The organism is Allobosea sp. Root381, from assembly GCF_001429395.1.
Classification (GTDB): Bacteria; Pseudomonadota; Alphaproteobacteria; order Rhizobiales; family Beijerinckiaceae; genus Allobosea.
On the sequence record NZ_LMJT01000041.1, the window covers coordinates 262,098 to 275,573 of the forward strand.

The 13,476-nt window shown below is 64.9% G+C and carries 14 protein-coding genes; 3 read left to right on the forward strand and 11 right to left on the reverse strand.

Features of this window, described 5'->3' with window-relative positions:
* Positions 1 to 13 precede the first annotated feature (13 nt).
* Positions 14 to 2,365: a calcium-binding protein gene (locus ASE63_RS28625; protein ID WP_082610206.1), complete on the forward strand. Its 2,352-nt coding sequence runs from the start codon at positions 14 to 16 to the stop codon at positions 2,363 to 2,365.
* A gap of 367 nt (positions 2,366 to 2,732) precedes the next feature.
* Here ASE63_RS28625 and ASE63_RS22675 read toward each other — a convergent pair whose 3' ends face one another.
* The 6 genes from ASE63_RS22675 to ASE63_RS22700 all read right to left on the reverse strand — a co-directional run bounded on the left by ASE63_RS22675 (position 2,733) and on the right by ASE63_RS22700 (position 8,182).
* Positions 2,733 to 3,467: a hypothetical protein gene (locus tag ASE63_RS22675; protein ID WP_056807011.1), complete on the reverse strand. Its 735-nt coding sequence runs from the start codon at positions 3,465 to 3,467 to the stop codon at positions 2,733 to 2,735.
* On the reverse strand, positions 3,464 to 4,366 hold the full coding sequence (locus tag ASE63_RS22680; RefSeq protein ID WP_056807014.1) for a PhzF family phenazine biosynthesis protein: 903 nt from the start codon (positions 4,364 to 4,366) through the stop codon (positions 3,464 to 3,466). The genes ASE63_RS22675 and ASE63_RS22680 overlap by 4 nt, the downstream gene beginning before the upstream one ends.
* 15 nt (positions 4,367 to 4,381) lie before the next feature.
* Entirely contained in the window at positions 4,382 to 5,497 is a 1,116-nt protein-coding gene (locus tag ASE63_RS22685; protein ID WP_056807017.1) for a hypothetical protein, read from the reverse strand.
* Between the two features lie 17 nt (positions 5,498 to 5,514).
* Positions 5,515 to 6,363 carry a pyridoxal kinase PdxY gene (gene pdxY / locus ASE63_RS22690; protein WP_056807020.1) on the reverse strand — a complete coding sequence of 283 codons (849 nt, stop codon included), beginning with the start codon at positions 6,361 to 6,363 and terminating at the stop codon, positions 5,515 to 5,517.
* A gap of 200 nt (positions 6,364 to 6,563) precedes the next feature.
* Positions 6,564 to 6,971 carry a nuclear transport factor 2 family protein gene (locus ASE63_RS22695; protein WP_056807023.1) on the reverse strand — a complete coding sequence of 136 codons (408 nt, stop codon included), beginning with the start codon at positions 6,969 to 6,971 and terminating at the stop codon, positions 6,564 to 6,566.
* Positions 6,972 to 7,150: 179 nt separating this feature from the next.
* Complete coding sequence (locus ASE63_RS22700) at positions 7,151 to 8,182, reverse strand: ABC transporter substrate-binding protein (RefSeq protein ID WP_082610208.1); 1,032 nt, start codon at positions 8,180 to 8,182, stop codon at positions 7,151 to 7,153.
* A gap of 172 nt (positions 8,183 to 8,354) precedes the next feature.
* Here ASE63_RS22700 and ASE63_RS22705 point away from each other — a divergent pair, with 172 nt between their 5' ends.
* Positions 8,355 to 9,104, forward strand: coding sequence for a DUF4239 domain-containing protein (locus ASE63_RS22705; RefSeq protein ID WP_056807026.1), 750 nt, complete (start codon positions 8,355 to 8,357; stop codon positions 9,102 to 9,104).
* Between the two features lie 11 nt (positions 9,105 to 9,115).
* Here the strand turns inward: ASE63_RS22705 and ASE63_RS22710 are convergent, their stop codons facing one another.
* A complete protein-coding gene (locus ASE63_RS22710) occupies positions 9,116 to 9,904 on the reverse strand; it encodes an ABC transporter permease (protein ID WP_056807029.1) in 789 nt (262 codons plus the stop codon).
* Positions 9,901 to 10,812, reverse strand: a complete 912-nt coding sequence (locus tag ASE63_RS22715) for an ABC transporter ATP-binding protein (protein WP_082610209.1) — start codon at positions 10,810 to 10,812, stop codon at positions 9,901 to 9,903. The genes ASE63_RS22710 and ASE63_RS22715 overlap by 4 nt, the downstream gene beginning before the upstream one ends.
* A gap of 234 nt (positions 10,813 to 11,046) precedes the next feature.
* Here ASE63_RS22715 and ASE63_RS22720 point away from each other — a divergent pair, with 234 nt between their 5' ends.
* Positions 11,047 to 11,589, forward strand: coding sequence for a DedA family protein (locus tag ASE63_RS22720; RefSeq protein ID WP_056807034.1), 543 nt, complete (start codon positions 11,047 to 11,049; stop codon positions 11,587 to 11,589).
* A gap of 175 nt (positions 11,590 to 11,764) precedes the next feature.
* Here the strand turns inward: ASE63_RS22720 and ASE63_RS22725 are convergent, their stop codons facing one another.
* The 3 genes from ASE63_RS22725 to ilvC form a co-directional block, all read right to left on the reverse strand.
* On the reverse strand, positions 11,765 to 12,004 hold the full coding sequence (locus ASE63_RS22725) for a hypothetical protein (RefSeq protein WP_056807037.1): 240 nt from the start codon (positions 12,002 to 12,004) through the stop codon (positions 11,765 to 11,767).
* Between the two features lie 36 nt (positions 12,005 to 12,040).
* Positions 12,041 to 12,223: a hypothetical protein gene (locus tag ASE63_RS22730; protein WP_056807040.1), complete on the reverse strand. Its 183-nt coding sequence runs from the start codon at positions 12,221 to 12,223 to the stop codon at positions 12,041 to 12,043.
* Positions 12,224 to 12,444: 221 nt separating this feature from the next.
* Positions 12,445 to 13,464, reverse strand: a complete 1,020-nt coding sequence (gene ilvC / locus ASE63_RS22735; RefSeq protein ID WP_056807043.1) for a ketol-acid reductoisomerase — start codon at positions 13,462 to 13,464, stop codon at positions 12,445 to 12,447.
* Between the last annotated feature and the right edge of the window lie 12 nt (positions 13,465 to 13,476).

Genomic DNA, 13,476 nt, shown 5'->3' on the forward strand with positions numbered 1-13,476 from the left:
TTCGGTCGAGGTGATGTTCCAGACAGCTCCGATCGCGGCCGCTCAAGTCGGGCAAGGACTGAGGATCGAAATCCAACAGATCGGAGGCAACGGCAGCCAGGTCCAAATTCTGGTCGATGATGTCCGCCTTGACGTGCTGCGGCCAGTAGCTCCTCTTGACGAACAGGATAGGCTCGACTTCCTCAATGCCACCGGTGCCTATGCCGGCGGTACGCTTGGCGGCCTCAACAATGTCGATCTCTGGATCGGCGGCCTGGCTGAAGAGACGATGCCGTTCGGCGGCATGCTCGGCTCGACCTTCAACTTCGTCTTCGAAGTGCAGATGGAACAGCTCCAGAGCGGCGATCGGTTCTACTATCTGCAGCGTCTCGACGGTCTTCACCTTTTCGGCGAGATGGAGAACAATTCCTTCGCCGCCATGATCATGCGCAACACGGACGCGACACATCTGCCGTCGGACGTGTTCTCTACCCCGGGCCTGATCCTGGAGACCGATATCACCAAGCAGTTCAACGACCTGGATGGCGACGGCGTTCTCGAGAGCACCGACCCCGTGGGCGGTGGCCTGCTGACCCAACTCGTCATCCGGAACGATCCGTCCACGCCCGGCAACACCGATACACACTATCTCCGCTACACTGGCGGCGACCATGTCGTACTCGGAGGTACGGACGCCAACAATACGCTCATCGCCGGCATCGGCGACGACACGCTGTTCGGGGACGGCGGCGCCGACAAGCTCGAAGGTGGCTTCGGCAACGATATCATCAATGGCGGCGACGGCGACGACATCATCACCGACGCCGGCGGCGACGACAACATCAAGGCCGGATCCGGCAACGACGTTGTTCATGCCGGTCCGGGCCTCGACCTGGTGCTGGGAGGGGCAGGCCAGGATTTCGTCTTCCTCGGCACCGACGAAGGCTCGGAAGTCTTCGCCGGCGAGGGCAACGACTTCATCTACGGCAACAAGAACGCCGAGCGCATTCTCGGCAACGAGGGCAATGACTGGATCGAGACCGGCACCTTCGACGGGGCGCCTGGCGACAATTTCGACGAAATCTTCGCTCAGGACGGCATCGACGGGCATGACGTCTTCCTCGGCGATGGCGGCTTCGACGAATTTATCGGCGAAGGCGGCGACGACATCATGGTCGGCAGTGCCGGCCGCGGAAAGATGGTCGGCATGTCCGGCTTCGACTGGGCGACCTACAAGGACAATCTCATCGGCGTGAATGCGAATCTGTCGATCCCGATCATCTTCGACGAGGCGCCGGTCCTGCCGGCGAACGCTGCGCTCGATGAATTCGAGTCGATGGAAGGCCTTTCGGGTACGCGCTTCAATGACGTCCTGACGGGCACTGAGGATGTGGCAGCTGATCGGGCACCACTCGCGCAGGGTGGTACGACAGGCTTCCGCGGAAGCGTCCTCACCGCTGAAGGCATCGCCTTGATCCAGGGCTTGCAGGCTCTGCTCGGGGCGGGTGTGACGGAGTTCAACGGTGGCGACCTCATTCTCGGCGGCGACGGCAGCGACGTGATCACGGGCCTAGCGGGCGACGACATCATCGACGGCGACCGGTGGCTCGACGTGCAGATCGGGGTCTTCGCCTCCGACGATACGCAGCACACCGGCACCCCGCTCTCGTTGCACGACAGCATGACGTCGCTCGCGGCCGCCATGTTCAACGGAACGATCAATCCGGGGCAGTTGAGCATCGTCCGGACGATCCGCAATAGCGACGACCAGCCCGACAGCGACGGCATCGCCGATGTCGACACTGCGGTGTTCTCCGGCGCGGTGGCAAACTACGCTTTAGCCTTCAATCCCGATGGCACCGTCACCGTGACGGACAACACTGGGACCGATGGCACGGATACGCTCTGGAACATCGAGCAGCTGCGATTTTCCGACACGAGCGTGGCAGTCGGCACGGCTGCAGCCGACACGCTCAATGGAACGGCTGGCGCCGGCTCCGACCTCATCCTCGGCCTCGGCGGCGACGACACCATCACGGCGAGCACTGCTTTGAACGTGATCGAGGGCGGGGCGGGCAACGACACCTTCCGCTTCGAGAGCAGCGCAGCGGCGGATGGCGACACCATTCTCGACTTCGAGCCCGGCGACAAGCTCGACCTGTCCGGCATCGACGCCGATGAAGCGCTCGCCGGCAACCAGAGCTTTACGCTGACAAGCGGCCCGGCCTTCACCGCCACCGCCCAGCTGCTGGTGAGCTACGAGACCCGAACCGATGGCGATTACACGGTGGTCTCGGGCAATATCGATGGCAACAACACGAATGCAGAGTTCGAAGTCAGCCTGAAGGGCACCCACACCCTGAACAATGGCCACTTCAACTTCTGAGGACGATAGCGGCAAGGCCGGCCCTTCGGCCGGCCTTGCTTGAGCGCATCTTTCCACCGTCCCGGCCACCGCGCCGGATCGCAACATGCGACGCGCACGCATAAACCCAACTCCACTCGACGGAGTCGGCAACGGGGCCAGATGCGAATCGTTTCTCGCCGCGGCTGGCGGAAGTCAGAACGGCGCGTGCTGGCCTGCCGTTCTATGGCTGGGGTTCAGCGGTGACGGTGATAAGCGGGCCAGCCGAACGGTCAGATAGCGGGGTTCCGGGACCAAACACCGGCCCGCTGTCGTCGCATGTCCGCTTGGCGGCAACGCGACGGAAACGACGCTGGAAAACTGCCTCATCTTAAGTAAAATCAAATATTCAAGTCGAAAAATCAACTTCTCCGAAGATATGCGCGAGATAGCGGCGCATGAAGGGTGGCATGTCGAGCTTTTCCGTCTCGGCCACGCTGCGCACGATGACGATATCGGAGAGCTCTTCCTCCTCCAGATCCTGCATTCGCCGCAGCATCAGCGTCCGGGCGGCCTCGGCCGCCATATCGATTCCGACCTCGCGCATGAAGGCGATGCGCCCCTGCTCGATCACCGCCGTCCAGCCCTCGCCGATGCTCAGTTCGTCGACACGCAAACCGGTTTCCTCGCCAAGCTCGCGCGTGACGCTGCCGGCGAGATCGAGCGTGCCGTCGGGGCGGACATCCTCGCGATCCGGCGTCCCGGCAGCGAAATAGACCTTGCCAGGATTGGCGGTGTGATCGCCCATCTTCCCACACAGGAAGGCGCCGTCATTGGCCCGCAGCGCCGCCATGGCGAAGCCGTTGCGGATGACGGGTCCGGGGTGGCCGAAATCCCGCCAGGTCATGAAGTCCGCATAGTCGGTCTCGAAATAGGACGCCTCGAACACGCCGTCGCGGATCGCCGCCTTGTGCTGCAGCATGACGCGGCCGTTGAACATGGCCGGCTTCCCGGCGCTGATCCTCGACCAATGCGCCGCGATGGCCGCGCCGTTCTCCTGCGCGAACCCCCAGCGATAGGGCTCGACCCGGGCATCGACACGGGCGAGCCGGACGATCGTGCCGTTCTCGACTCCGTCGCTCACAGGAGCACGCCTTCGCTGACGAGCACTGCCGAGCCGCCGATCCGTGCCGACGCCAGCGCACCGTCGGCAACCGTCAGTTCGAGCGTGATCTGCGATGGCCGCCCCATCTCATAGCCCTGCTCGATGATAAAGCGATGCTCGCCGTCGCCCGGCTTCTCGAAGCGCATCACGATGGCAGCGAATGCCGCAGCGGCGGAGCCCGTGGCAGGGTCTTCGCGCACACCCATCGCCGGCGCGAACATCCGGGCGTGGAAATGGTGCCCGGCGTCGCGCGTCTCGCGACAATAGACATAGGCGTTGGGCTGGTCCGCCGGCCGGATCGCCTGCGACCACAGGGTCGTGTCGAGCCGGACGCGCTCCAGGGCGGCAAGGCTCGATACCGGCACCGTCGTGAAAGCCACGCCAGCGGAAACGACGCATGGGACATGACCGTCGAAGCCGATCTCGCGGCGGTCCAGCCCCAAGGCCCCGGCGATCAGCGGCAGGGAGGACGGCGGCCCAAGCTCATCGGGCAGGCGTGGCAGCGTGAAGACCGAATTGCCGACGTCCGGTCCGCTGACGGAGACGGCGCATGTCACGAGGCCGACCTGCTCCTCCAGGATGATGACGTCTCTCGCCTTGCCCTCCGCCGCATCCCGCAATGCCAGCAGCACGGCCGAGCCCACCGTGGGATGCCCTGCGAAAGGCAGCTCCCGGCCAGGCGTGAAGATCCGAAGCGCCGCGCGATGGGGCTTGTGTGCCGGCGTCGCGACGAACACCGTCTCGGACAGGTTGAACTCGCGCGCGATGGCCTGCATCGCGACCGTGTCGAGGCCGTCGCTGTCCAGCACGACCGCCAGCGGATTGCCGGCGTGGCGCCTGGTGGTGAAGACATCGAGCGTGACAAAGCGGCGTTTCATGGCGTCATCCTGGGGTCACCCTGCCGGGATTTCGAGTTCGATGGTGAGCGGGCAATGGTCGGAGGCCTTCGGCCGGTCCCAGCCGACGCGTGGATAGCGGTCGGCGCAGGTCGCGAGCCTGGCCATGGAGCGGTCCGGCTCGCGCGGGTCGAGCGGCACGCGATAGGGCAGGCCACGCCTGATCATCTGCATCGCCGGCGTCGGGTTGGCTGCCGCCAGCGCCGGCGACAGCAGGATGTGGTCGAGCGGCATGTGGCTGTCGATCAGCCGTTCCTGGCTCTCGGACCAGTAGCGCCTGAAATGCGTCCAGCGCTCATGCACCGGCAGCGTCTCCATCGGGTCTATGGCGAAGTCGTCGAGCAATGGCTCGATGCCGCTGTCGCCCTCGTCGATCCGCTCGGCCAGCGGCCCGAGCCCATATCGATAACCGTTGAGGTCCCCGAGCACGATCCAGTTCGCCTCGCGCCAGCCGCCGCCGAACCGCTGCTGGATCAGCCATTTCACGGCGCGCGCCTCGGCCCGGCGAACCGGCAGCGTTGCCTCGCGGCCATCCTCGCGGCCATTGTTCATCGATTTGAGATGGCAGCCGAACAGGCTGAGCCGCCGCCCGTCGAAGGTCAGCTCCACCTCGAGGCAGTCGCGCGCGAACACCTTGCCGTGCGGACCGATGCCTAGCAGGGCAAGCTCGCGGTCATGGACGCCGGCCTCGGCGAAGGTCACGTCCTTGTGCGACCGGATCGCGACCTGCTGGGGCCCGAGAAGATCGCGCCGTGCCGCGAAGCCGATATCGATGTTGCGCCGGTCGTTGCCGTCGATCAGACCGAAATGGCCGTAGCGGAAATCCGCGATGCGGTGGACGTAGTTGGCGAAGAAGGCCTGCAGGCTGGCGAGCGAATCCACCTCCTGCAGCATCCAGAGATCCGCCTGCGCCTCCGCCAAAGCGAGCGCCGTCATCTGGCGCTTGTCGTCCTCGAGCGCCACCGCCAGCGAGCGCTCGACCGCGTCGCGCTCGTCGCTGCGCGGGAAATGGAACAGCGACATCGCCGCAGCGGTATCGTTGCGCCCATTCGACGAAAACCGGTGCCGCGTCAGCAGGTTCTCGACGTTGAAGGTCCCAACGCGCAGCTTCATTGCGCTTTCAACACGGCTCAGAGCGCTTCCAGCTCGAAGAGCCGCGACGGCGTCACGAACTCGTCCTGCGCCGCGACGGTGAGGATCTCGCGCGAGCCCGCCTCCTTGGTGCGCTTCAGCAGGCCGAAGATCGAGGCCGAGGCCTTCGCCAGCGCAGTCGCGGCGGATTCCTCGCGCAGGTAATGCACGAAGAACAGCGCCGCGATCGCATCGCCCGCACCATTGACGCTGACGTCGAGCTTGGGCGTGCGGACGCGGAAGGCCCCACGTGAATCGGCGGCCATCATGTCGATCGCGTCGTCCGGCGTCTCCTCGGTCTGGAGCGAGGTCACCAGTACCACCTTGGGCCCGGCGTCGCGCAGCGCCTCGACCGCGCGATGCGCATCGGCGATCGTCCTGATCTCGATATCCGTCAGCAGCTCGAGCTCGAACTGGTTGGGGGTGACGATGTCGGCCGCGGGGACGGCCTGCTCGCGCATGAATTCCGGAATGCCCGGCCGGACGAAGATGCCGCGCCCGACATCGCCGATCACCGGATCGCAGCAATAGAGCGCCTTCGGATTGGCCGCGCGCACCTGCTCCACGGCCGAGAGGATCGCATGGCCGATATCGGCCGAGCCCATATAGCCCGAGAGCACGCCGGTGCAGGACGGCAGCACCCCGCGCTCGGCGATGCCCTCCATCACCTCATCGATCATGCCGCCGTCGAACACCCGCCCCTTCCAGGCGCCGTAGCCGGTGTGGTTCGAGAACTGCACCGTGTGGATCGGCCAGACCTCGACCCCGAGACGCTGCATCGGGAAGACGGCGGAGGCGTTGCCGACATGGCCATAGGCGACATGCGACTGGATCGAGAGGATGTTCATGGCGGCAGGAGAAGCCTTCAGCGAAACGACGCGGCGAACCTAGAGCATCGGACCGAAAAGTGGAATCCACTTTTCGGACGAATCCGATGCTTAAACAAAGAGATAGATCGACATAGCGCATCCGGCAGGACGCGCGGCGACCCAACTTGCCGCGCCGCACGCAAATCGAAAGCATCCGTGCAGGCGATCACCGGTTCGTATCAGGCCTCGCCCAGCCGCATCACACCCGCCGTATCGGTGAACTGGGTGATGTTGCGCACCTTCCCGTCCTCGAAGACGACGATGTCGAGGGCCTCAAAATTCTGCGTCCGCCCCGTGGGTATGAAGGTCACGTCCGCCCGCCAGCGATGCGCCGCGCGATCCCCCTCGACGATGAGGTCGAGTGTCTCGAACTTCGAGAAGGCGAATGTATGGATAAGGCCGGCCATATGCTCGCGGACCGCCGCACTGCCGGAATGCGGATGGCAGGCCGGCCCCACCTCGGGCGCTCCCATCAGATGGAAGCGGCATTCCGGATGGAAGTAGGACATCACCTTGTCGAGATCGCCTTGCACCCGCGCCGCATAGGCGTTCCTGAGCAAAGCCTCGATCGCAACGCGCTCGGTCATCTTGGCTCTCCTTGGGTAAGGAGAGTGAGCTTGACCGAGGCGTTGCGGGAAGTCGAGAGGGAGCATGTTCCGCTCCGAAGCATCCCGGCCTCTCGCGGAACCAGGACGTCATCCAGGTGCTCCTACGGTCGCCCGGGAAGACGACGCGATCGCATCGCCAGCCGAGATCCCGCCTTGCTTTACGAACCCGAAGCGGCCTTCTTGGCGAAGCTGTCGATGAAGGTCTTGCCGAGATCGACATTCGACGCCGCGAGTTCCGGATCGAGCAGCTTGAGCGAGTCGTACATGCTCTTCATCGCGTCGGGCGTCGAGATGCCGGTGCGCGAATAGCTCTCCTGCGAGTTCTTCACCGCCCGCAGATAGAGCGGCTTGTCGCCGAGGTGATATTCGGTCGGCACCAGGTCCGCGACATCCTCGGGCTTCGCGGTCTCGAGCCATTTCAGCGACTTCATCAGCGCGTTGACCAGCTTCTGCGTCGTAACCGGGTTCTTCTCGGCGAAGTCGTTCTTGAGATAGAGCACGGCGGCCGGGTTCGCGCCGCCGAAGAGCGCCTTGGTACCGGCCTCGGTACGCGTGTCGATGAGCGCGACCACGTCGCCATCGGCCTCGAGCTTGGAGGTGACGGGGTCGAGATGCGAGATCAGGTCGACCTGCTTCTGCTTGATCGCGGCGACCGCGCTGGCGCCGGCGCCAACACCGATGATCGGGGCATCGCTGGCCTTCAGCCCAGCCTTGACCATCGCGTATTGCGCGGTCAGCGCGGTCGAGGAGCCCGGCGCCGTGACGCCGATCTTCAGCCCCTTGAAATCGGCCGCCGTCTTGATCTTGTCGGCGAGGTCCTTGCGCACCGCGATGGTGATGGCCGGGAAGCGCCCGAGCTCGATCACGGCGCGGATATCCTGCCCCTTGGCCTGCATGCGGATGGTGTGCTCATAGGCGCCAGTGACGACGTCGACAGAACCGCCGACAAGGGCCTGCAGAGACTTGGCGCCGCCGCCGAAATCGTTGATCTCGACGTCGAGCCCCTCATCCTTGAAGAAACCCTTCTTCTCCGCCACGGTCAGCGGGAGATAGTAGAGAAGCTGCTTGCCGCCGACGCCGAGCGTCAGCTTGGGCTTTTCGGCGGTCTGCGCCAGTGCGCCGTAAGGGGCGAAGCCTAGCGAGGTCGAAAGGGCGAGCGCGGCCAGCGCGCCGCGGCGGGACAAAAACATGGGTGTTCCTCCGGGTTGGACGATGTCGCCTCTTCTGACGGGCGCATTCGCGAAGAACATAGGCGAGGTCGAGCAGCCGGAGCAAGAATCCCGATCAGGCCTACAAACAGTCATAACCATCCGACGTTTCCGCACATGTCCACATGGTGCAACAGCGCGGCGAGGGCGGGCCATGAACGAGGTACGGATTGCTGTATTCGTGTTTGTCTGCCTGACGGCGGCGTCGCTGGGCACGCTTTTCCTTTACGAGCGGCTGCCTTCGCATCAGCGTCAGGATGACACCCACGCCGTGGTTCGGCTGATCGCCAACACCTTCATGGTGATGACCTCGCTGGTGCTGGGCCTGATGATTTCCTCGGCCAAGGGCAGGTTCGATGCGGTCAACCGGGACGTGCACAGCTATGCCACGGAGCTGATCCTGCTCGACAGGATGCTGGTTCTCTATGGGCCCGAGGCGAGCGAGGCGCGCCGGGAGCTGCGCTCCTATGCGGAACGCGCCGCCAATGGCAGTTGGAACGCCGAAGGCGGGCATTCCGACACGACCGCCGAACGCTTGCTGGAGAATCTGGGAGCCGGGTTGCGGGCCCTCGCGCCCAGCCGGGACCCTCAGCTTTCGATCTGGAACGACATTCGCGACCAGTATCGCAAGGTTCTGGAGTTGCGCTGGGCGCTGGTGGAACAGGCCGAGGGCTCGATCCCGCGGCCGCTCGTGCTGATGCTCGTCGCCTGGCTCATGCTGATCTTCACGACCTACGGCTTTCGGGCGCCGCGCAACGCGGTGATCGTGACGAGCTTCGTCGCGGCTGCGGCGCTGATGGGCGGAGCGATCTACCTGATCGTCGACATGGACGCGCCGTTCGAGGGGCCGATCCAGGTCTCGGCCGCCCCGCTGCAGAGAGCGCTCGCCGAGATGCGCCGCTGAGGCATGGTGATCTATGTCGTCGTCGAACTCTGTCCCGGTCGCCAGACGAGGAGCCGCTTCTCCACCATGGTCACGAAGGAATCGATCGCGATCACGAATATGGCCAGAATCAGCATGCCCGAAAACACGCCGGTAACGTCGAAGACGCTCTCGGCCTCGTGGATCTTGTAGCCGAGCCCGGCAGACGAGCCGAGATATTCACCGACCACCGCACCCACCAGCGCGAAGCCGACCGAGGTGTGCAGGCTCGAGAACATCCAGGTCAGCGCCGAGGGCCAGTAGACGTGCTTGAAGAGCTGACGCTCGTTCATGCCGAGCATGCGCGCGTTGGCCAGCACGGTCGGCGAGACCTCGCGCACGCCCTGATAGACGTTGAAGAAGACGATGAAGAAGACCAGCGTGAAGCCGAGCGCGACCTTCGACCAGATACCCAAACCGAACCAGAGCGCGAAGATCGGCGCCAATACCACGCGGGGCAGCGCGTTCGCGGCCTTGATGTAGGGATCGAACACCGCCGCCAGCAGCGCGTTTCGCGCGAAGGCGAAGCCGAACAGGATGCCGGCGGCCGAGCCGATGACGAAGGCCAGCACGGTCTCGGTCAGCGTGATGCCGAGATGCCAGTAGATTTCGGTGCCGGTCAGCTGTCGCCAGGTCCGGGCGAGGACGTCGATCGGCGTCGAGAAGAAGAACTGCGTCGTCTTGACGTCGCCGAACAGGCTCGTCGTGGTGACGACGTGCCAGATGGCCAGGGCGACGACCATCACCAGCGCCTGCAGCACCAGCAGTTTCACGCGGTTCATGAAGCTGCTCCTTCGACCAGTTCCTTGCCCTCGCCCATCGCGTAGGCCTTCTGCACCTCGACACGCAGCGAGGCCCAGATGTCGCGATGGATTTCGTGGAAGGCCTTTTCCAGCCTGATCTCGGCGATATCGCGCGGGCGCGGCAGCGGCACCTTGTAGTCCGCGACGATACCGGCGGCAGGCCCGGCCGACATCACCACGACCCGATCGGACAACGCGATCGCCTCCTCGAGGTCATGCGTCACGAAGATCAGCGCCTTGCGATCCTTCGACCAGAGATCGAGCAGGAGATTGCCCATGATCTGCCGCGTCTGCGCGTCGAGCGGCCCGAAGGGCTCGTCCATCAGCAGGATCTCGGGGTCGCGGATCAGCATCTGCGCCAGCGCCACGCGCTTGCGCTGCCCGCCCGAGAGCATATGCGGATAGCGGTCGACGAAGGCGCGCAGGCCGACGCGGGCGAGCCAGTCGCGCGCCCGCTTGTCGGCCTCGGCATCCGGCACGCCCATCGGCTCGAGCGCCACCTTGACGTTGTCGAGCGCCGTCTTCCACGGCATCAGCGCATCCTGCTGGAACAGGTAGCCGGCGCGCCGGTTCAGCCCCGAGAGTGGCTTGCCGAAGATCGTGACCGTGCCGGCAGACGGCGTCAGCAGTCCCGCGGCCGCGTTGAGCAGGGTCGACTTCCCGCAGCCCGTCGGCCCCACCACCGAAACCAGTTCGCCGGCAGAAACCGAGAGGTCGATGCCGGTGACCGCCTGATATCGGTTGCCGCCTTCGAGATGGAAGGTGATGTCGAGGCCACCGAGCGCAACCGCGGCAGGTTGTAGCAAAGGCGCTTGTTGCGGCGAAGGTGCTTGCGACGGCACGCCCGTCGCTCCCGCATCGCCGTGCGGGCGCTGTTGCAGCTCCATGAACCGTTTCCCCATCGGCGCTGGCACGCCTGATGGCGCCGGCCAAGCTTTGCATGTTGCCGGGGAGATTAGGCCAACGGCCGGACAAGGCAAACCCGATCATTCGGCGGAGACGGCGCGGGTCCTTCAGCAAAGTGGCCCCTGGCTTGACGGACCAATGCACGAGCCGACGCGGCCGGTTGCAATGATGCAGCGGTACGGCGATAAGCCCGCAACCCTCGGAACCGGACGCACATGGCCCAACTCGACCTGTGGATGCACGCGCTCGTCACCTTCATGCGCGACAATCAGGAATGGGCGATCCCGATCGTCTTTCTTGTCGCCCTGTGCGAATGTATCGCGATCCTGTCCTGGCTCGTGCCCGCTACGGTGTTCTTCACCGCTTTCGGCGCGGTTGCAGGAGCGTCCGGACTACAACTCGCACCGCTGGCCATCGCAGCAGCGGCGGGCTCGGGCGTCGGCTTTTGGCTGTCCTACTGGGCCGGGCAGATGCTGGGCCCGCGCGTCCAGAATTACTGGCCGTTTAACCGCAATCCCGAAATGCTGGCCCGCGGCCACGCCTTCTTTGAGAGATGGGGCATCGCCAGCATCCTGATCGGGCATTTCTTCGGGCCGCTGCGCGCGGTGGTCGCGATCGTGGCCGGCATCGTGAAAATGCCGTTCTGGCCATTCCAGATCGCCAACTGGCTGGCATCATTCGCATGGGGCTTCGCACTGCTCTACGGCGCGGGCCGCCTGGCCGAGATGGCCACCCAAGGCGGCTTCCTGTCACGCTAGAACATCGTTCGGGCCGGCCGACCGTTCAGGCCAACCCGAGCACGACAGCCAGCAACAAAGCCAGCGAAAGCCCGAGTGCGATGCCGGCTGCGACCGGCCCGTCCATCAGCTTCAATATGTGCATCGCCACCTCCCTATCCTGATCGGGGAGCCGCAACGTCAAATCAGCAGGCCATCAATAGGCCAGGAGTTCCACGGCGATCCAGGCGATGATCGCCAGGACAAGGCCACCGATCAGCACGCCCAGCACCGGGCGGCCGAGAAACCCCTGCCGTGCCTCGACGGGTGTCTCCACCGCCGGGCTCGCACTGCTGTGATCGTCGGGCCGCATCGGCGGCACCTTCTCTCCGTCACGAGGGCTCTCGGTCTGAACTCTCGCGCGCGCTTCGGCGCGGTCTTCGGCATCGATGCTCATCTGGTCTCCTCCGCTGGGACTTGGCGCAGCTACGCGCTAGCCCTGAATCAGGCCGATTGCGTTCCCGAGCAGCAGCGCGATGGCGAGCCCTGCGAACAAGGCAGCCGACAGGGACCAGCGCCAATGCACATCGGGCGGCGCCACGGCGACCCGCACATCGCGCGGCCGGCCGCTTCTGCGATGACGGCCCGCTGCCAACCCATTGCGATCGGTCTCCATCTGCCTGCTCCCGCTTGTCTCGTATGAGAAAGAAAACGCGCGGTCGCCGCATCGGTTCCAGGGCCCGCCACGACCACGCCCCGCAAGCAAAAGAGGCGGGCGCATCGCTGCACCCGCCTCCTAGAAGTACGAACCTGTCGTCGCTTGCGGCCGAAAGCTCGATCGGTCCGGCAAACCGCTGGATCGGTATGCGAGAGGCCGTGGCCTCCCGCGCGCCGATCTCAGTTCTTGGTCTTGTCGACCAGGGCCTTGGCCTTGATCCAAGGCATCATGTCACGCAGCTTGGCGCCGACTTCCTCGATCGGATGCGCGGCATAGCGGGCGCGGGTCGCCTTGAACGAGGTCTGGTTGACCTTGTTCTCCAGCATCCAGTCGCGGGTGAACTTGCCCGACTGGATGTCGGCCAGCACGCGCTTCATCTCGGCCTTGGTCTCGGAGGTGATGATGCGCGGGCCGGTGACGTACTCGCCGAACTCGGCCGTGTTCGAGATCGAGTAGTTCATGTTCGCGATGCCGCCCTCATAGATCAGGTCGACGATCAGCTTCACCTCGTGGAGGCACTCGAAATAGGCCATCTCGGGGGCATAGCCGGCTTCCGTCAGCGTCTCGTAGCCAGCCTTGATCAGCTCGACCAGACCGCCGCAGAGCACGACCTGCTCGCCGAAGAGGTCGGTCTCGCACTCCTCCTTGAAGGTGGTCTCGATGATGCCGGCGCGGCCGCCGCCATTGGCCGAGGCGTAGGACAGGCCGAGGTCGTGGGCGTTGCCGGTCGCATCCTGGTGGATCGCTATCAGGGTCGGCACGCCGCCGCCACGCTGGTACTCCGAGCGCACCGTGTGGCCGGGGCCCTTCGGCGCGACCATCAGCACGTCGAGGTCCTTGCGGGGCTCGATCAGGTTGAAATGGACGTTGAGGCCGTGGGCGAACAGGAGGGCGGCGCCTTCCTTCATGTTGCCGTGCAGCTCGTCGCGATAGATGTCGCCCTGCAGCTCGTCGGGGGTCAGCATCATCATGATGTCGGAGACCTTGGCGGCCTCGGTCGGGGTCATGACCTTGAAGCCGGCTTCCTCGGCCTTCTTGCGGGTCGCCGAGCCGGCCTTCAGCGCGATGATGATCTCCTTGACGCCGGAATCGCGCAGGTTGAGCGCATGGGCGTGGCCCTGCGAGCCGTAGCCGACGATGCAGACCTTCTTGCCCTTGATCAGGTTGATGTCGGCATCACGATCGTAATAGACGCGCATGTGAAATATCCT